This window comes from Streptomyces ureilyticus (assembly GCF_011045025.1).
GTDB lineage: Bacteria > Actinomycetota > Actinomycetes > Streptomycetales > Streptomycetaceae > Streptomyces > Streptomyces ureilyticus.
On the sequence record NZ_JAAKZX010000112.1, the window covers coordinates 14210 to 31257 of the forward strand.

Consider the following 17048-nt stretch of genomic DNA (forward strand, 5'->3'; position numbering starts at 1 on the left):
ATTCCTGCGACAGGAGTTTCACGAAGAGCCGTGCAATGCGGAGGAGGGGAGGCGACCGTGTGGTGGCAGGTGCTGCTGCTCATAGGTCTCATCGTCATCGGGTTCGGCATCCGCGAGACCGCGCTCCAGCGCCGCCTCCTACGCGAAGGAATCCGCACCGAGGGACTGGTGGTCCGCCACCGCAGGCACCGCGTCCAAAAGGGGGACGTCTTCTTCGCGGTGGTCAACTTCGTTGATGCACAGGGCATTTCACATGAGTTCGAGGCCAAGGTGTCCGGGGTCAAGGGCCTGCCCGTGGGCGGTCAAGCCCCAGTGCTCTACCTCCTCGGCGCCCCGAAGACCGCACGAGTCGACGACTCCAGGAAACGGCTCGAGAGCATGGGACTTCCTCTCGTGTTCGGCACCGTGTTCACGGCCGCCGCGATCTGGATGCTCTACACCGGCCGTTGAGCCCGTTCCCGTACATGCGGACGTACGCGGACTGACCGAAGCGGATTCCAGGCATGCCGGAGGCCGCCACCCGCTGGAACCCAGCGGGTGGCGGCTTCATGCCTTCCTCACCAGCTCCAGGTAGTGGTCCCAGTCCCAGTTGCATCCGGGGTCGGTGTGGGAGGAGTGGGGCACCTCGTTGTGCCCCCGGATGTGGGTGCGGTCCAGCGGAATCGCGTATCGCGCGCACACCGCCGCGGTGAGCGCCGCCGACGCGGCGTACATCTCCTCGGTGAACCACGCAGGGTCATGGACCCAGCCCTCATGTGCGAGGCCGATGCTGCGGTTGTCGTAGTCGTCGTCGCCGGCGTGCCGGGCGATGTCCTTCTCCCGGACGCACTGGCCGATGTGGCCGTCTGCCGAGCGGACCACATAGTGGGTCGAGGTGCGCCGGTCGGGATTCCGGTAGACGGCGACGGTGTCGTCGAAATGCTCGTGCGTGACGTGGATGACCACGTAGTCCACGGGGCAGCTGCTGGGGCGCCGTGCGACGCGGTAGTTGGCGGGGGAGGCGGGCAGCCACTGCGCGCCGGAGTGGTCGACGGCGGCAGGGGACGAGCCGGCGCGGGCGGCAGCACCGGTGCCCGTGCCGGTGGCGGCTGCCGCGGTGAGCGTGACGGCGGCACCGCGCAGGACTGTGCGGCGGGAGGGGGCGTTCGGGGCCATGGTGTCTCCGGTGGGGAGCTGGAAGCAGAGTGTTCGCATGGCGGACGTGCAGGGGCGCGGTCGGGATACCGACGTCGCGAGGTTCCGGGCGCGCGACGTACCCAGTCAGGTCCGGTGCCAGTTGTGCTGGGGCAGTTTGGGGTCGTACTTCCCCTTGGGCAGGTCGTCGGTGAGGCGCAGGGACCAGCGCTGCAGGCGCTCCAGCAGTTCGGCCCGCACCTTCCGCAGCTCCGGATCGTCCCAGCGGTTCGTCAGCTCCATCGGGTCGGTGTCGAGGTCGTACAGCTCGCCGGTGCCATCGACGTGGGAGTACAGCTTGTAGTGGTCGTGCCGAAGCGCCCGTGAAGTGCCGCTCTGGGTGACGGTGTTCAGCTCGTCGTAGCGGGTGCCCTCGTACGGGAAGTGCAGCTCCGGCCGGGCGTCGTCCGGGTAGGGCAGGCCGCCGTAGCCGCGTTCGACGACGATGTCGGCGAACTCCGCGGCCGGGTATTCGGCGCCGGTCAGCAGCTGCCACAGGCTGCGGCCCTGCACCCCCAGCGGGATCGGCCGGCCGACCGCCTCGCACACGGTGGGCAGCAGGTCGGCGAGCGAGACGAAGTCCCGCTTGTTGTCGCGGGACTTGACGCCGCAGCCGTGCACCACCATCGGGACGCGGGCGAGCGCCTCCGGCATCCCGGCCCCCTTGCGCTGCAGGCCGTAGTCGCCCACGTAGTCACCGTGGTCGGAGAGGAAGACCAGCAGGGTGTTCTCCCACAGGTTCCGCTCCTTGAGCTGCTCGACCAGCCGGCGCAGCTGGTCGTCGATCAGGCGCAGCATGCCGCAGTACGTGGCTCGGTAGCGGCGCCACAACTGGTCGTAGCCGGGCCGCTTCTCCTCCACCAGATCGCGCAGCCATTTGTACGCGCCGCCTTTCTCCTCGGCCGCCTCCGGGCCGCACTCCCGGTCCGGGACCTCGTCCTCGCCGAAGAGGGAGAAGTACGGCTCCGGCGCCTGGTACGGGTTGTGCGGCTCGGGCATCGACACCCAGGAGAAGAACGGCTTCGACTCGTCCCGGGCGTCGATCTGTTCGATGGCGTCGGAGACGATCCGGTGCGCGTACTGCAGCTCCACCGGGAACGGGGTGGGTTCCTTCGTCGGCCCGTGATCGATGGACTTCAGCCACTTCGAAAACGCCCGCTGCTCGGTCGTCTCATCCGGCCCTGACTCATGCCCGTACGGGCCGGAGAAGGCGTCGAAGTCCTCCTTGCTGCCCCGGTACATGTGCGTCTTGCCCGCGTAGAACCGCTGGTAGCCGGCCGCGCCCAGCACATCCAGCAGGTCGTCGCCGCGCGTCACCTGCTCCGGCGTGGTGTTGGAGTTCTGCCGCACCCGGTGGGTGCTCGGCCAGCGCCCGGTCAGCAGGCTGGTCCGCGCGGGAACACACGCCGGGGCGGTGGTGTACGCGCGGCGCAGCCGGGTGCCGTCCTGGGCCAGCGAATCGAGAAACGGCATCGTGTCGAGCGGAAAGCCCTCACCGGCGGTGAAACCGGCGCGGTGCTGGTCCGTCATCACGAACACGATGTTCGGAGCGGTCGGGCAGCTCACCATGTCCCTTTCCGGTTCGGACGACGACGCTGGACGTACAGGCGGTTGCCCTCCGGTCCGGTCCACTCCAGGCGTACGACGCCGGCCACCGCGGAATCGTCGATGCGCGCCGGATCGGCCCAGTAGCCGAACGCGGGATTCCGGAAGAACGTGGCCCACAGGCGGCCGTTGTGGTCGGTGAAGAAGTTGTTGTGGCCGGCGCCGACGCCCGCGGTCCAGCGCTTGGAGTACGGCCCCTCGAAGCGGTCCGCGACGGCGACGACAGCGTCGTACTGGTACTGCGTCCGGTCGGTGCCGGGCGGGTCGTAGGCGTAGCGGGTGCTGCCGTCGGGGTTGGCGGACGTGCGGTCCCAGGCGGCGTGCAGCAGGTAGTACTTGCCGCCGTGTCTGAAGACGTACGCACCCTCGAGATAGGGCTCGGGGTCGTACGCCGTCTGCTGGAACGACGGGAGATTCGTCGCCGGGACGATGTCCTCCATGTCGTCCCGGAACTTCGCGTACAGGTTGTTGTGCAGCACCAGCCACGCGTCGCCGCCCTCGGTGTAGAGGCTGCCGTCGATGTGGTGGCGGGCGATGGGCTTGGCGGGTGCCGGCTTGGCGGGGACCAGGTCGCCGAAGGGCTTGTCCAGATTGCCCTGGACGAGGCGGTACGGCCCTTCGACCCCACCCTCGCTGACGAGCATGAACGACCCGGTCTTGAGCGCGCTGTCGCCCATGCAGGCCATCAGGTACCAGGTGCCGCGGAAGTAGTGCAGCTCAGGCGCCCAGACATTGCCGCGTCTGCCGCCCTCGTCGTCGTACCGGTGCTCCTGCCAGGGGGCCACGACGGTACGCGCAGGGCGATTCTCGCCGGCGAATTCGGGCGACCACACCTTGCCCTTCTCGGCGTCGGGGCGGATGCCGGTGGTGTCGGCCAGCCGCCACGGACCGCGCAGGGACGGTGCCGTCCACACGAAGATGCCGTCGTTCCACGGGGTGGCCGTGGTGAGCCCGGGCACCCGGCTGGTGCCCGTCGCCACGTACAGCGGACGGCCGTTGACGACAAAGCAGTTGACGTAGGTGTCACGCATCCAGACCCGGCCGAGCTGCTCGTCGCGGGGGCGCAGCTCGAGGTTCAGGAGAAACGAGTTGTCCGCGCGCGGCCACAGGTCTTGGCGGGTGTCGGCGAGGCCGTACGGTTCCGGGTCGGGCCAATTCGCCGGGTAACGCCGGCCACCCGATGCGGCCTGCGCCGGTACCGCCTGGGCAGCCGCCGCCCCCAGGGATCCGGCCAAGCCGGCGAGGCCGGCCGCGCCGACCGTCCTGGCCGCACCGGACAGCAGCGCCCGCCGGCCGATCCGGGGCCCGTTCTCGGGACCGGTACTCATCAGTCGAACTCCCCATCATCGTCCAGCACTTCGTCGTGCCGACCCGGCCTGAGACGGCGTCCCTGGGTGGCGTACGGCCCAGCATGCGAAGGCCCGCTGATTTTCGTCAACAGGTCGGATAATTAATCCGGACCGTTCGGTACGCGAACGCGCCTCCGGGAGGTGGGCCGACCGGTACCGACCAGGAGGGCTGTGCGAGGTCGGGCAGCGGCCTGCGGGTGATTTCGCGCCCGTCATCCGGCGAGGGGCCCAGCGTGCGCAGGACCATCTCGGCGAGGTTCGCGGCGGCCTCGCCCCCGTCCAGCTCGGGGCGGGTGAAGCTCAGTTCCGCCAGTGACAGCAAGGTCCCGCCGATGGCGGTCAGGTGCGACGGCCGGAGTGGGGCTGGAATTATGTGGGGAGTGTTGTCAAAAATCGTCGTGCCTTGACATGCTGTCCGCATGCGAGTCGTCAGAACGCAGTACGCGCTCCGGCCGCGTCAGGGGCCGGCCGGCAGACGTGACGCCGCACAGACACAGGAAGCGGAATCGCGGCGCGGTCAGCGTCCGGCCCCCGACCTGCGGTCTGCGTAGCTCGGCGTCAGGCGCTGGTCGCGCCGCACACGAGCGGCGACGCCGACGCGGACGACGCGGACGGGATCTTCAAGTCCGCGGGCAGCACGGGGTGTTCTTCAGGGGGCGCCTTCTGTACGGGGCATATCGGCCGGCCGCACACGCCGAGGCCGAGGCTGCCTCCTTCCGCGAGCTCACCACCCGGTGCGACGCGCACCGGTGCCTGCGCGCCGCCGACGGCTGCTTCGGATCCGATGGCCATCGGATCCGCTTGTCACGAGAGGGAGTTGTGCCATGGAGATCAACGAGGACACCGGGGCCCGGCCCGCCCGGGGAGGGAACCCGGTCTCGCGCCGATGGCTGCTGGGGGCTTCCGCCGGGGCTTTCCTGGCTGTCGGCTGCACGAAGGAAAGCCAAGACAGCCAGGTGGACTTGGCGAATAAGGCCAAGGCTGAGGATCCCCTGCGGAACCGCGCCGCCGTCGCCGGCCCGAGCGGTGTACTGGGGGCGAATTTCAATGAGGACCCGACCCGAGTGGACAAGGCCGCGCTGGACGCCCTCGGCGCCACCTGGGTGCGCGGCTTCGTACTGATGGAAACCATCAAGGACGGCACGAACCCGTTGGAGCAGCGGGCGATCCGGAAGCTCCTTGAGTTGCACGGACAGGGGTTCGGCACGATCCTGGCGCTGAAATTCCAGTTCAGCAAGAAGAATCAGACGGTCCCATCCCCGACGGGGGAGGAGATGAAGGCCGAACTGGCGGCGGTGGACAAGGTGTTGGAGGCCGTACTGGACAAGGTGGACATCCTCACCGTCGGCAACGAGCCCTTCCTCGAAACCCACACGGGGGAGAGGCTGACGAAGCTGAACCCCTTCTACCAGGAGGTGGCCAAACACGTCATCGCCTATCGGGAGAAGCAGTTCCCTGACGGCTGCCGGACGCATCTCTACATGGGAGCCCTCAACCACCTCGACGATCCCGAAATGGTCTCGGCCGCGACCAGGGAATGGATCGAGTTCGTCAACGAGACTCCACAGCTCGAGGGTCTGGACATCCATCCGCACGTGACGTCGGCCCAGGCCGCCCAGAAATACCTCGACTACGTACGTCATTGGCTCGACGACGACAAGAAGTTCCTTGTCACCGAGTTCTCGCTGGTGAACCACTATGCGAACCAGATGACCCGGAACATTCCCGCGGACTTCGTCGTCGCCCACGAGGACGAACTGGACACCATCACCCGGGAGACGAAGGTGTGGGAGCTTCTCAAGCTCGCCAGGGATCAGCGCTTCACGCAGCAGCAGTGGAACGATTTCCTGCGGATGAGCCCGTGGTTCGAGAGTCGCAAGCACTTCATGCGGGATGAGGTGCGGAAGTACCGGGAGACGAACCAGTTGGCCGTAGCCACGTACGGCGTGGTGCAGGGGCAGGCGATGGTGACGGGCATCGACGAGGACAAGAAGCCCTGGATGCTGAACAGCCTGTACGTCCCCCTCACCGTTCAGCACGACGAGGCTGGCGAACTCCCGCACAACTACACCGTCTTCGACGACTTCACGTCTCTGCAGCGCGAACAGGACCGCCTCCCGGTGCAGCCGACGAATGCGCGCATGTAGGCCGGCAGGCGGGTCCGTTCAGCGCCGGACCAGGCGGGCGGTGACAGGTTCCTGCCTCCACTTCCTGCCTCCACAGCGGCGATCCCGCACTCTCGGTGAACCACCTGCAGGTCCGACACGTAGGTGCTTCTCAACTACACGGCCGTGGCCTGCCTTGTGCGAGCCGGCCCACCGCTCGGAGCGCGGGAGGGAGAAGCAGGAGCAGGTGGGGACCGGCCAGGTCGAGGAGGGATGGAAACGGAGAACAGGGTGGAGACGGAGAACAAGATGGCGAGGGCGCGCTTCCGGCATGGTCCGGGGGGTTGGGCGAGGATCTGGGTGGCGCTGGCTGCCGTTCTCGCGCTGGTCGGGTGCGGGCTTGCCGCTGAGCGGTACGGGTGGGCCGGGATGGGAGACGACGGGGGCTCGGAGGCGAAGCGGAAGCCCAACGTCGTGATGATCATGACGGACGATCAGTGGCTGGAGTCCATGCGCGTGATGGACCGCACGCGCGAGGTCTTCGGGGACGGGGGAGTGACGTTCGAGCGGTACTACCCGTCGATGCCGCTGTGCTGTCCTTCGCGATCGACGTTCCTCAGCGGCCAGTTCGCGCACAACAACGGTGTGCGGCACAACTCGTCGCCGCTGGGTGGCTACGCGAACCTCAACGACGAGAACACGCTGCCGGTCTGGATGCAGAAGGCCGGGTATGCGACCTCGCACATCGGCAAGTACCCGAACGGCTACGGCAAGAAGGACCCCAAGGATGTGCCGCCCGGCTGGGACGAGTGGCGCGGCTCGGTGGATCCGACGACGTACCGGATGTGGGGGTACCGGCTCAACGAGAACGGCAAGCTCAAGACGTACGGGAACCCGGACGTCGAGGATCCGAAGCTGTACCAGACGGACGTGTACCGCGACAAGGCCGCCGACTTCATCCAGCGCAAGTCGGCGGAGGGCAAGCCGTTCTTCCTGGACGTGGCGTTCCTTGCGCCGCACGGGGAGCTCCTCGGCCCGGAGGAGAAGGACGCGGGGAGGAAGCAGGGCGCGGACAACACAGCGAACGACAACGCGGCGAAGGAGGCGGATAAGCCACAGGTGGGGGGCGCTCCCCGGCCCGCGCCGCGGCACAAGGGCAAGTTCGCCGACGAGCCGCTGCCCAAGATGCCCGCGTACGGCGAAGAAGACATGTCCGACAAGCCCGCGTTCCTGCGCGACTACCCGAAGCTGGACGAGGAGACCACGCAGGAGATCACCGAGAGCTACCGGGGGCGGCTGGAGTCGCTGCTCGCCGTGGACGAAGCCGTCGAGAAGCTCGTATCGACGCTGCGCGAGGCGGGGCAGCTCGACAACACGTATCTGCTCTTCGCCGCGGACAACGGCTTCTTCTTCGGCCAACACCGCGTTCCCACGGGGAAGTTCCTGCCGCACGAGGCGTCGGGGCATGTGCCGATGATGATGCGCGGGCCCGGGATCGAGGGCGGCACTCCGTCGCGCGAGATGAGCAGCAATGTCGATCTCGCCGCGACGATCGCCGACATCGGCGGCGCCAGGCCGGGACTCACGCTCGACGGGCGGTCCCTGCTGCCGTTCGCGCGCGATCCACTTCGGCGCACCGACCGGCCGATCCTGCACGAGGCGGCGGAGGGCGCGCGGCCCCAGCCGGTACCCGAGGACGGCCCCGTGTCGGGGGGTGACGCCGAGTCCGGACGGCGCGCCGCCGAGGGCGACCTGGACCAGGACGGCGAGGCTTCACCCGCAAAGACCCGGAAGCGAGCGCCCAGGCACGGGCAGGTCTACTCCGCCGCGTACGAGTCCATCCGTACGGAGCGCTATCTGTACGTGCGCTACACCAAGGGCGGCAGGGAGCTCTACGACCTCAAGACCGATCCGCACGAGCTGAGTTCGAAGCACGACGACCCCAAGTACGCGGAAGTACGCAAGGGGCTGGAGAAGGCGCTGAGCAAGCTCCAGGGGTGTGCGGGCGACGCATGCAACAACGTGGAGGTCGGGAAGTTGCCTGAACCGGTGAGGTGAGGCGGTGTGGGCCGGGTGAGCGCCTGTCTGGGTGTCCCACGTGGGGCACCCCGACAGGGGCCCGTCCGTTCGTCGGGGGCGGCACTGTGCCCGCCGATGCCGAGAGCGGTGCGACCGTCGAATTCGCTCATGGAATGTCATTCCTCGATCAGGTCAGTCGTCGAAGCGGCGGGGATCGACGTGGATCTTCGGACCGGATCCCGCGTCCGGCGGACGTTCGCCGGCGAGGACGGCACCGGCCTGGGCCAGGCCGACGGTCGCGGCGACCAGGGGCCTGGGGTCCACGGACCCGTCGGCGTAGGCCCGGATGGTGGCGTCCAGGCCGGGGGAGGCGGACAAGATGCCGACCGCCGTGACGTCCTTGAGGGCGAGGGTGCGGGTGTCGATCCGGCTCGGTTCGCCGGCCAGCCCGATGTAGACGACACGGCCGCCGGGTTCGACCAGGTCGAGAGCCGTCGCGGGCAGATGGGCCGCGTTCGAGGCGTCGACGACCGCGTCGAAGGGCAGGTCCGGGACCTGGTTCTCCCGCCATACGTGGTCGAAGCCGAGGCCGCGGGCGAAGGCGAGCGAGCTGTCGGTCTGGCCCATGAGATGGACTTCGGCGCCGGCGGCGCGGGCGAACAGGGCGACGAGCAGGCCGATGGTGCCCGGGCCGAGCACCAACGCCCTGTCCCCGGAGCGCAGTTCGGCTGCCTGCGCGGCCCGCAGGGCGTTTCCGCCAGGCTCCACCAACGCTCCCAGAGTGGCGTCGACGCTGTCGGGCAGGACGTGCAGCGAGGAGACGAGGACGGCGAGTCGCTCGGCGAGGGCGCCGGGCCGGTTCCCGCGGATGCCGAGCTCCTGCCGCCTGTCGCACACGTGCTGGTGGCCGCGCAGGCAGCGCCGGCAGGTGCCGCAGCCGAGCATGGTGTCGCCCATGACCCGCCGGCCGATCCAGGCGGTGTCGACGCCTTCGCCGACGGCCGCCACGCGCCCGGCCCATTCGTGGCCGAGCCGCATGGGATAGGAGGAGTGTCCTTGGTGGAGGTAGGTCATCTCGCCGGTGAAGAACTCCACGTCGGTGCCACACACGCCGACCCGCTCCACGTAGATGACGGCCTCGCCCGGAGCCGGCTCGGGCGCGGGGACGTCCCGTACCTCGTAGGTGCCGGGGCCAGTCAGGACGAACGCTCGCATGCGGCGGGCGTTCACCGTGGCGCGACGACGCGCTGGCGCTGGGTGCCGAGCTGCCGGATGCCCAGTTCCATCACGTCGCCGGGCCGCAGCCATACGGGCGGGGTGAAGCCCATGCCGACGCCGGGCGGGGTTCCGGTGTTGATGAGGTCGCCGGGCTCCAGGACGAGGAACTGGCTGAGGTAGTGCACGATGACGTACGGGTCGAAGACCATCGTCTTGGTGTTGCCGGTCTGGCGGCGGACCCCGTTGACGTCCAGCCACATGTCCAGGGCGAGTACGTCATCGATCTCGTCCGTGGTGGCGAGCCAGGGCCCGGCGGGGTTGAAGGTCTCGGCGGACTTGCCCTTGGCCCACTGCCCGCCGCGCTCCAGCTGGAAGGCGCGTTCGCTGACGTCGTTGACCACCAGGTAGCCGGCGATGGCGTCGCGGGCCTCGTCCACGGAGTCCAGGTAGCTGGTGCGGCGGCCGATGACGATGCCGAGTTCCACCTCCCAGTCGGGCTTGGTGGAGCCGCGGGGGATGCGCACGTCGTCGTTCGGGCCGACGAGCGTGTTGGGCGACTTGGTGAACAGGATCGGCTCGTCGGGCACCGCCATGCCGCTTTCCGCGGCGTGGTCGCGGTAGTTGAGGCCGATGCACAGGATCTGGTGCGGGCGCGCGATGGGGGCGCCGATGCGTTCCCCGGCGAAGCGGGACAGCTGGCCGGCAGCGGCACGTTCGGCGACGACCGGGCGGACGCGGTCGAGGCCGCCGGAACCGAAGAACGCCTCGTCGAAGTCGGTGACGATGTCGGACAGGTCGACGTACGTCTCGTCGTCGATGCGGGCGACGGGCTTCTCGGCACCGACGGCGCCTATGCGCATGAGGTACATGGGGTCAATCTCCGGAGTTTCGGCGGGTTGGCGGGCGTGGCGTTCCGGCTCAGCGGTGCGGGTGTCCGAGCGGTCCGAGCGCGGCCCGGATCTCGTCGGCGGCTTCGACCAGCGTGTGCAGGGGCGTGCGGTAGGTCAGGGCGCTGATGCTCACGGCGCCGCTGGGTGCCGTGGGCGAGGTGGCGTAGACGGGCACGGCGAGGCAGTTGACGCCGGATTCGTTCTCCTGGTCGTCGAGGGCGTAGCCCTGCTCGCGGACGGTCTGCAATGCGACGTGCAGGTCCTCGGGGGTGCACCGGGTGCGTGCGGTCCGGGGCTCCAGAGGCGAGTCGCCGATCCAGCTCCGTACGGCTTTCAGGGTGTCCAACTGGTGGGCGAGCAGCAGTTTTCCGACGCCGGTGGCGTGGGCCGGGTTGCGGCCGCCGATCGTCGAGGTCAGCTTGACGGCGCCGGCGGGCGGGTCGACCTTCGCCCGGTAGACGATCTCCCGTCCGTCGAGCACGGCATAGTGCGCGGTCTCGCCGAACCGGTGGGCCAGTGCCTGAAGGACCGGACGGATGCGTACGTGTTCGGGGCGGGCCTCGTGGTGGGCGAAGGCCATGCGCAGAAACTCATCCCCGAGCAGGTACTGACCGCGGGCGTCCTGGTCAGCCATACCCGCCCGGCGCAGCGCGCCGAGGGCCCGGTGCACGGTCGGCTTCGGACTGCCGATCGCCCGGGTCAGCTCGTCCAGGCCCACGCCGTCCGGGTAGCGGGCGAGCTCCTTGAGGACGGCGAGGACACGGTCGGACCCGACCAGGCGGCCGGCTCCGGCTCGTTCCGCGATGTCCTCGCCGGGGTCTGTCGATCCGTCGGACGTCTGCGCATGCTCCATGATGTTCCAGATGCTAGATCACCATACCGATTACTGGAAAGAGGTGGGTGTACCGCACCTGCGAACTCGGACTCATCCGCGCGATCAGCGGCGCCGACGTCTGCGTGGACGTCACCGACGAGGAGACGCTGCGCCGGGCGGCCGACACGATCGGGCCCGTGGACGTGCTGGTCAACTCAGCCGGCATCGTGGGGCCGAACAAGCCGCTGCTGCAGACCACGACCGAGGAGTGGCGCCGTGTCCTCGACGTCAACGTCCTCGGAACCGCGAACACGATGCGGGTCTTCGTGCCCGGTATGCGGGACCGCGGCCGGGGCCGGGTCGTCAACTTCGCCAGCGTGGCGGGCAAGGACGGCAACCCCAACCTCTCCGTCTACTCCGCCTCCAAGGCCGCGGTGATCGCCCTCACCAAGTCCACGGGCAAGGAACTGGCCACGAGCGGCGTCCTCGTCAACGTCATCCCGCCCGCCGTCATCGCCACCGCGATGAACGCGTCTACGGCACCCGAGGTGCTCGACCGTCTCACCAGCCTCATGCCGATGCAGCGCATCGGCCGCCCGGAGGAGGTCGCCGAGCTGGTCGCATTCGTGTCCTCCGACCGCGTCAGCTTCTCCACCGGCGCGGTGTACGACATCAGCGGGGGACGCGCGACGTACTGACGTCCTCCGGCTCCTCGGTTTCATGACTGGACGTAGGGCAGCTCGCCGTTGCTCACGAGCTGGGTGTGACGCACTGGATCACAAAGCGGTGCCCGTCTCCTCGGCCAAGGCTTGCAGGAGGCGGTCCTGGAACGCCTCGTCGTGGACCGCGCGATGCGGCTGCTGCCGCTCGCGGTGGAACCAGTACCCTCCGGTCGTCAGGGCCTCGGGTTCGTCACTCGTCGCGAGCCACTCCTGCGTCCGATGACCGAGCTCGAGGTCGTCCGGTGCACTGGGTCCGCCCATCTTGGTCGGCACCCAGCCCGGATCCACGGCGTTGCTCAGGACCTCGGGGCGCAGGCGGGTCACCGCGGCGGCGAGTGTGGTGACGAACAGCTTGCTGTCCGAGTACGAGCCCGCGCTCTTGCCCCGCCAGTCGACCCCGCCGAGCGAGGGGTGCCCTCCGAAGTGCGAGCCGCTGCTCAGATACACCAGCCGGCGCGGGCTCCGGAGCAGGGCCGTCAGCAGGTACGGGGCGATGATGTTGACCGGCATGACCGCCGGTCCGCACCACACGCCGGCGTTGTGGATGACCGCGTCGAGGGGCTCCGCGTCATTCAGTTCGGCGGCGATATGCCGTACGGCGTCACGGTCCGTCACATCGCCCACCACAATGTGGGCCCCACGGTCGACGAACGCGTCGAGCCCGGCAGCACGCTCCGGGTTCCGGGCGTGCACCACCACCTCGTGTCCTGCGGACAGCAGCGAATCCGCCGCAGCACGTCCAAGGCCGTCGGCGGAACCGGTCACCAGGATCCGGCTCACGATCGCACCGCCTTTCGCACGCGTGATGGGCGAGTGGGGGCCGCGCCGGGGAGCGTGAGGGCCGCGCCGGGACCGTACATGACTGCTTCTCGCATGAAGTGCCTCCTTGGCGTCTTTCTGCCGACTCCTTCCCTGTGTTCAGGCGGCGAAGACCTGCTTCGCCGCCGTGATCGCCGTCATGGCCTGGGCCGGCGAATACCCGGCCGGCCTCGTCCGTCGGCCGGCTCAGGTGGCGGTCTGCGGCTGTGCCGGGCTGAGGTGGTGCACGGCCGTCTGTGTGGCGTGCGGGGCGAGCAGGCTCTGCAGTTCGTCCGCCGCGAGCTTGAGGAGGTCGCCGTCGCGGGTGGCGTGGAGGGTTTCGAGGACGAAGGCTACGTGGGTGGAGTCCTCGGTGACGCGGGTTCGGTGGGCGTCGCGGTGGTTCCAGTGGCGGGTCAGGACGCCGACCTCGTCCGCGTAGATGATCTCGCCGGGCTTGGGGGTTTCGACGGTGTCGGGTTCGCCGAGCGGGGTGAAGGACTCGGTGCCGTCCGCGTATCGGATGTCGACGTCGCCGGTGACGTGGTTCAGGTCGAAGGCGCCGGCGGGCAGGCCGTGCCGGACGGAGACGGCGTTGTAGGAGTCGACGGGCGGGTTGATGCGCGGCAGGCTCCCCTTCTTGGCGAGGCGGCGGCCGAGCGCGTCGACGCTGGGGCGGATGCGGCGGGGGTTGGTACCGAAAGAGCGGTAGGCGGTATGCCAGGCCTCGATACGGGGGTCGGTCTCGTCGGCGGGCTGCCAGGTGCCGTCCGCCAGCTGCTGCTCCAGGTCTTCCAGGGCTGCGGTGGTGTGGGGCCAGGGTTCACGGCCGCGCAGGCCGGTGGCGGTGACCAGGGCGATCAGGGTGTCGGGGAAGGCGTCCGCGACGGCGGGGGTGATGCGGAAGGCGGGCATGGGAGGGGTTTTCCGTTTCCTGCGTCCGGGCTTGGCGATGGTGGGGGCGGTTGAGGGCTTCCATGCGCCGATACGGTCCAGGCGGCGGCGCTACCTGGTGTGTGCGGGCTGCCCAGGGTCGGAAGCAGAGCGACCGCAGCGCATCCCCTACTATCAACAGAACGACTGAACCGTACAACGCAATGACCGCCCCCTGTCAACCGACCGACCGCACGGTGCACTGAAGTGGCCAGCGACCAGTGGCGAGGATGGAGATCAGATGGCCGAGACAGCCGCAGCTCTGCGGACGGTCGCGTACAACGTCCGCGCGGCCCGCACCCGGGCGGGCCTGTCCCTGGAGGAACTCAGCCGACGCTCCCAGGTCAGCAAGGGAGCCCTGGTGGCACTGGAGAAGGCCCAGGGCAATCCCAACCTCGCCACCCTGGTCCGGCTGGCCGACACCCTCGGCATCTCGGTGTCCGCCCTGATGCAGGGACCGCCCGAGGGCCGTGTCCGCGTCGTGGCCGCCGGCACCGTGGCCCCCCTGTGGACCGGAGAACGGGGGAGTGAGGCCCGCCTCATGCTGACGACCTCAGGCCCGGCCCCCGTCGAGGTGTGGCGCTGGCAACTGGAACCGGACGAGGAGTACCCAAGTCACCCCCACCATGCCGGAGTTGCGGAAACCGTCAGCGTCACATCCGGCCGTATGACCCTGATCGTCGACGGCACCGAACACACCGTGGCAGCCGGACAGACCGCCACGTTCGACGGCGACACCTCTCACACCTACCGCGGCGCGGGCACGGAGACCTGCCACCTGATCATGACGGTCCACCTGCCGCCCGGCCCCGCTTCCACCACCTGACCCGTGTCGTCCAGTGGTCCACGGACCTGGTCAGACCCGGGCGTACTCAGGGAAGCCGTGCCCCGACCTACGGCCCAGCAGCCCGTCCTCCATCATCCGCAGCAGCAGGGGTGGCGCGGCGTGCAGCGGGTTCTTGAACTCGGCGTACATCGCGTCCGCGATCGCCGTGAGCGGCCCGCCGACGCCACCTGACCGTCGGGCGGAAAGCCCTACGGCTTGATGCCCACCCCCGTCCAGAGGCTGACCTCGGCGTCCGTGGGCTCCGGCATGGGCCCCTCGGTGCTGTCGTCCGCGGCCTCCGGGCGCCAGCGGTGACCGAGGGCGATGCCGGGGGAGAGGAGGTCGAGGCCGTCGAAGAAGCGGGCGACGTCGGCCTTGGAGCGGAACTGCACGGGAGTCCCGGCGTTGGTGTAGATCTTCGTGACGTTCGCCCACGTCGTGGGGTCGAAGTCCGGGGTGCAGTGGGTCAGGGCGAGGGCGCTGCCCGAGGGGAGGACGCCCAGCAGGCGGTCGACGATCCCGTACGGGTCCTGGGCGTCGGGGACGAAATGCATGAGGGCGTTGAGGGACAGCGCGACCGGCTCGGACAGGTCCAGGACTTCCGCCAACTCGGGGGCGTTCAGGAGCGTTTCGGGCTCGTTGACGTCCGCCTCGATATAGGTCGTACGGCCCTCGGGGGCGCTGTGCATCAGCCTCTCGGCGTACTTGAGGACGAGCGGGTCGTTGTCGGCGTACACGACCCTGGCCTGCGGGACGACCGACTGGGCCACCTGGTGCAGGTTGGGCTCGGTCGGGATGCCGGTGCCTATGTCCAGCCACTGCCGGATGCCGTGCTCCCGGGCGAGGACACGGGTGGCGCGGTGCATGAAGGCGCGGTTCTCCCTGGCGCACACGAAGATGCCGGGGTACGCCGCCGCGACCCGCTCGGCAGCCTCCTTGTCGACGTCGAAGTGGTCCTTGCCGCCGAGGTAGTAGTCGTACATGCGGGCCGAGTGCGGCCTGCTGGTGTCGATGTGCCGCGCGGTGTGGGGGGAGGTCATCGTGTCCCTTCAAAGGTGTGCTTCGGCGTGCCGGCCAGGTGGGGGAGGCCGGTACGGGCGCTTGTTGTCGCTGTCCTGGTTCAGCTCTTCGTCAGGTGGTCGGCGAGCCCGTTCTTGATCCCCTTGACGAACGCGTTGAACTCCTCCGGGGTGTAGATCAGCGCGGGACCGGCCGGATCCGTCGACTGCCGGAAGGCCACCCGGCCGTCGGCGAGCCGCTTCGTCTCCACGCACTGCCCGCCGCTGGTACCGCTCCACGGGCACTCCCAGCCCTGCTCACCGAGAGCTGTCGCGGGCATGCCGTTGTACGTACCGCTGCCGGTGCTGCTCATGTGTACTCCTTGCGCATGCGGTTCAGGAGAGCCTTGCTCTCGGTGGTCGACGTCAGCAGGGACATCCGGTTGTGCGCCTCGAGATGGGCGGACACGTCGGAGCGCTGGTCGAGGTAGACAGCACCGGAGAGAAGCTCGGTGTAGACGATGTCCGGCAACTCCGGCTCGTCGAAACGGAAGTAGGTGAAGGCGGCGAATGCCCCGGTGTGCGCGCCCGCGCTGAACGGCACGATGTCGAGGCTGACATGCTCCATCTCGGCCGCCGCCAGCAGCGCGTCGATCTGCTCGCGCATCACGTCCGGCCCGCCGACGACCCGGTGCAATACGGCCTCTTCCATCACCACCCACAGGGTGGGCGCCGCCGGCTTCGTCAGCAGACTCTGTCTGCGCAGGCGCAGATCGACTCTCCGCTCGAGTTCGTCGTCGCTGTCGTTGGGGAAGCCGGCGCGCAGCACGGCCCGGGCGTACCCACGGGTCTGCAGCAGGCCCGTCACGTAGTGGGGCTCGTACGTACGCAGCGTCCTGGCGCCGCTCTCCAGGCTGACGTAGGCGGTGAACCAGCCGGGCAGCACATCGCGGTAACGGTGCCACCAGCCCGGGCGGTTGGCCTGTTCGGCCAGTTCGATGAACTCGTCGATCTCCTGCCGGTCGACCCCGTACGTCTGCAACAGCAGCTCCACGTACAGGATCTTGAGGCTGACCTCGGCCTTCTCCAGCCGCCGAATCGTCAACGGCTTCACCCGCAGGGCCTTGGCCGCCTCGTCCAGCGACACCCCGGCGCTCAGCCGCAGGTCCTGCAGCCGCTTGCCGAGGATCATGCGCAGCACGGTGGGAGCGCCGCTGCCGGCGCCCGAACGGGCTTCGCTCACGGTCTTACCTCCTGAGTGAGTGTCACCGGCGGAGCTGAGGAAGTGTCACCGGCATGAGTCTGACAGCGACTTGGTGATGACGCCAGCCGGATACCGGCTTCCTGAAATTATCAGGCAGGTGGTTGCAGCTTGAACCGGCCGGGCACCATAGTGTCAACATGACCGATCTCGCCGACCGCAATGACACTCGTCATCAACTCCCGGGCATCATCCGGGAGTTGACATTCATTGCGGTCGAATCGGGCACCAGCTGCCACACCGGATGGCCCCCACGTCGACCCGGTGAGGCTCCCCCCTCAGCTCCTCGCACTACCCGTCCCCTGACGGAAGGCGACCACCGTGCCCTCCCTTACGT

At 68.9% G+C, this 17048-nt stretch carries 18 protein-coding genes; 5 read left to right on the forward strand and 13 right to left on the reverse strand.

Annotated features, from left to right (window positions below; all coding sequences use genetic code 11):
* Positions 1-57: 57 nt before the first annotated feature.
* The gene (locus G6048_RS29060; RefSeq protein WP_165342563.1) at positions 58-450 is read left to right on the forward strand and encodes a DUF3592 domain-containing protein; all 393 of its coding nucleotides are present in this window, start codon (positions 58-60) and stop codon (positions 448-450) included.
* Positions 451-546: 96 nt separating this feature from the next.
* On the opposite strand, the gene G6048_RS29065 is transcribed toward G6048_RS29060, so the two are convergent.
* The 5 genes from G6048_RS29065 to G6048_RS29085 all read right to left on the reverse strand — a co-directional run bounded on the left by G6048_RS29065 (position 547) and on the right by G6048_RS29085 (position 4919).
* Positions 547-1155 (reverse strand): N-acetylmuramoyl-L-alanine amidase, encoded by a 609-nt coding sequence (locus G6048_RS29065; RefSeq protein WP_206342253.1) that lies wholly within the window; start codon positions 1153-1155, stop codon positions 547-549.
* A gap of 105 nt (positions 1156-1260) precedes the next feature.
* Complete coding sequence (locus tag G6048_RS29070) at positions 1261-2742, reverse strand: sulfatase family protein (RefSeq protein WP_206342254.1); 1482 nt, start codon at positions 2740-2742, stop codon at positions 1261-1263.
* On the reverse strand, positions 2736-4106 hold the full coding sequence (locus tag G6048_RS29075; protein ID WP_165342565.1) for a family 43 glycosylhydrolase: 1371 nt from the start codon (positions 4104-4106) through the stop codon (positions 2736-2738). The genes G6048_RS29070 and G6048_RS29075 overlap by 7 nt, the downstream gene beginning before the upstream one ends.
* A gap of 106 nt (positions 4107-4212) precedes the next feature.
* Positions 4213-4449 carry a hypothetical protein gene (locus G6048_RS29080; RefSeq protein ID WP_408056186.1) on the reverse strand — a complete coding sequence of 79 codons (237 nt, stop codon included), beginning with the start codon at positions 4447-4449 and terminating at the stop codon, positions 4213-4215.
* Between the two features lie 236 nt (positions 4450-4685).
* Positions 4686-4919, reverse strand: a complete 234-nt coding sequence (locus G6048_RS29085; RefSeq protein ID WP_165342566.1) for a hypothetical protein — start codon at positions 4917-4919, stop codon at positions 4686-4688.
* A 32-nt stretch (positions 4920-4951) separates the two neighbouring features.
* Between G6048_RS29085 and G6048_RS29090 the strand changes: the two genes are divergently transcribed.
* Both G6048_RS29090 and G6048_RS29095 read left to right on the forward strand, forming a co-directional pair.
* On the forward strand, positions 4952-6274 hold the full coding sequence (locus G6048_RS29090; protein WP_165342567.1) for a hypothetical protein: 1323 nt from the start codon (positions 4952-4954) through the stop codon (positions 6272-6274).
* A 231-nt stretch (positions 6275-6505) separates the two neighbouring features.
* Complete coding sequence (locus G6048_RS29095) at positions 6506-8290, forward strand: sulfatase family protein (protein ID WP_165342568.1); 1785 nt, start codon at positions 6506-6508, stop codon at positions 8288-8290.
* A gap of 153 nt (positions 8291-8443) precedes the next feature.
* Here the strand turns inward: G6048_RS29095 and G6048_RS29100 are convergent, their stop codons facing one another.
* Genes G6048_RS29100 through G6048_RS29110 form a run of 3 tightly spaced genes read right to left on the reverse strand, consistent with a single transcriptional unit; the run spans position 8444 to position 11212 of the window.
* Positions 8444-9466 carry a zinc-dependent alcohol dehydrogenase gene (locus G6048_RS29100; RefSeq protein ID WP_165342569.1) on the reverse strand — a complete coding sequence of 341 codons (1023 nt, stop codon included), beginning with the start codon at positions 9464-9466 and terminating at the stop codon, positions 8444-8446.
* Positions 9467-9477: 11 nt separating this feature from the next.
* On the reverse strand, positions 9478-10338 hold the full coding sequence (locus G6048_RS29105) for a fumarylacetoacetate hydrolase family protein (protein WP_165342570.1): 861 nt from the start codon (positions 10336-10338) through the stop codon (positions 9478-9480).
* A gap of 49 nt (positions 10339-10387) precedes the next feature.
* Positions 10388-11212 (reverse strand): IclR family transcriptional regulator, encoded by an 825-nt coding sequence (locus G6048_RS29110; RefSeq protein ID WP_165342571.1) that lies wholly within the window; start codon positions 11210-11212, stop codon positions 10388-10390.
* Between the two features lie 47 nt (positions 11213-11259).
* Here G6048_RS29110 and G6048_RS29115 point away from each other — a divergent pair, with 47 nt between their 5' ends.
* Positions 11260-11871, forward strand: coding sequence for an SDR family NAD(P)-dependent oxidoreductase (locus tag G6048_RS29115; protein WP_206342255.1), 612 nt, complete (start codon positions 11260-11262; stop codon positions 11869-11871).
* Between the two features lie 78 nt (positions 11872-11949).
* Here the strand turns inward: G6048_RS29115 and G6048_RS29120 are convergent, their stop codons facing one another.
* Positions 11950-12675, reverse strand: coding sequence for an SDR family NAD(P)-dependent oxidoreductase (locus tag G6048_RS29120; protein WP_165342572.1), 726 nt, complete (start codon positions 12673-12675; stop codon positions 11950-11952).
* 225 nt (positions 12676-12900) lie between these two features.
* Positions 12901-13608 (reverse strand): B3/B4 domain-containing protein, encoded by a 708-nt coding sequence (locus tag G6048_RS29125; protein ID WP_165342573.1) that lies wholly within the window; start codon positions 13606-13608, stop codon positions 12901-12903.
* 259 nt (positions 13609-13867) lie between these two features.
* Here G6048_RS29125 and G6048_RS29130 point away from each other — a divergent pair, with 259 nt between their 5' ends.
* Entirely contained in the window at positions 13868-14452 is a 585-nt protein-coding gene (locus G6048_RS29130; RefSeq protein WP_165342574.1) for a helix-turn-helix domain-containing protein, read from the forward strand.
* 209 nt (positions 14453-14661) lie between these two features.
* On the opposite strand, the gene G6048_RS29140 is transcribed toward G6048_RS29130, so the two are convergent.
* From G6048_RS29140 to G6048_RS29150, 3 genes are all read right to left on the reverse strand, one after another.
* A complete protein-coding gene (locus G6048_RS29140; protein ID WP_165342575.1) occupies positions 14662-15492 on the reverse strand; it encodes an SAM-dependent methyltransferase in 831 nt (276 codons plus the stop codon).
* 80 nt (positions 15493-15572) lie between these two features.
* Entirely contained in the window at positions 15573-15824 is a 252-nt protein-coding gene (locus G6048_RS29145; RefSeq protein WP_165342576.1) for a DUF397 domain-containing protein, read from the reverse strand.
* Positions 15821-16693, reverse strand: coding sequence for a helix-turn-helix domain-containing protein (locus G6048_RS29150; RefSeq protein WP_165342577.1), 873 nt, complete (start codon positions 16691-16693; stop codon positions 15821-15823). The genes G6048_RS29145 and G6048_RS29150 overlap by 4 nt, the downstream gene beginning before the upstream one ends.
* Positions 16694-17048 lie beyond the last annotated feature (355 nt).

Coding starts and splice junctions, on each gene's coding strand:
- G6048_RS29065 (WP_206342253.1), bottom strand. CDS start 1,155: ATGGCCCCGAACGCCCCCTCCCGCCGCACAGTCCTGCGCGGTGCCGCC.
- G6048_RS29070 (WP_206342254.1), bottom strand. CDS start 2,742: ATGGTGAGCTGCCCGACCGCTCCGAACATCGTGTTCGTGATGACGGAC.
- G6048_RS29075 (WP_165342565.1), bottom strand. CDS start 4,106: ATGAGTACCGGTCCCGAGAACGGGCCCCGGATCGGCCGGCGGGCGCTG.
- G6048_RS29085 (WP_165342566.1), bottom strand. CDS start 4,919: ATGGCCATCGGATCCGAAGCAGCCGTCGGCGGCGCGCAGGCACCGGTG.
- G6048_RS29090 (WP_165342567.1), top strand. CDS start 4,952: ATGGAGATCAACGAGGACACCGGGGCCCGGCCCGCCCGGGGAGGGAAC.
- G6048_RS29095 (WP_165342568.1), top strand. CDS start 6,506: ATGGAAACGGAGAACAGGGTGGAGACGGAGAACAAGATGGCGAGGGCG.
- G6048_RS29100 (WP_165342569.1), bottom strand. CDS start 9,466: ATGCGAGCGTTCGTCCTGACTGGCCCCGGCACCTACGAGGTACGGGAC.
- G6048_RS29105 (WP_165342570.1), bottom strand. CDS start 10,338: ATGTACCTCATGCGCATAGGCGCCGTCGGTGCCGAGAAGCCCGTCGCC.
- G6048_RS29110 (WP_165342571.1), bottom strand. CDS start 11,212: ATGGAGCATGCGCAGACGTCCGACGGATCGACAGACCCCGGCGAGGAC.
- G6048_RS29125 (WP_165342573.1), bottom strand. CDS start 13,608: ATGCCCGCCTTCCGCATCACCCCCGCCGTCGCGGACGCCTTCCCCGAC.
- G6048_RS29130 (WP_165342574.1), top strand. CDS start 13,868: ATGGCCGAGACAGCCGCAGCTCTGCGGACGGTCGCGTACAACGTCCGC.
- G6048_RS29140 (WP_165342575.1), bottom strand. CDS start 15,492: ATGACCTCCCCCCACACCGCGCGGCACATCGACACCAGCAGGCCGCAC.
- G6048_RS29145 (WP_165342576.1), bottom strand. CDS start 15,824: ATGAGCAGCACCGGCAGCGGTACGTACAACGGCATGCCCGCGACAGCT.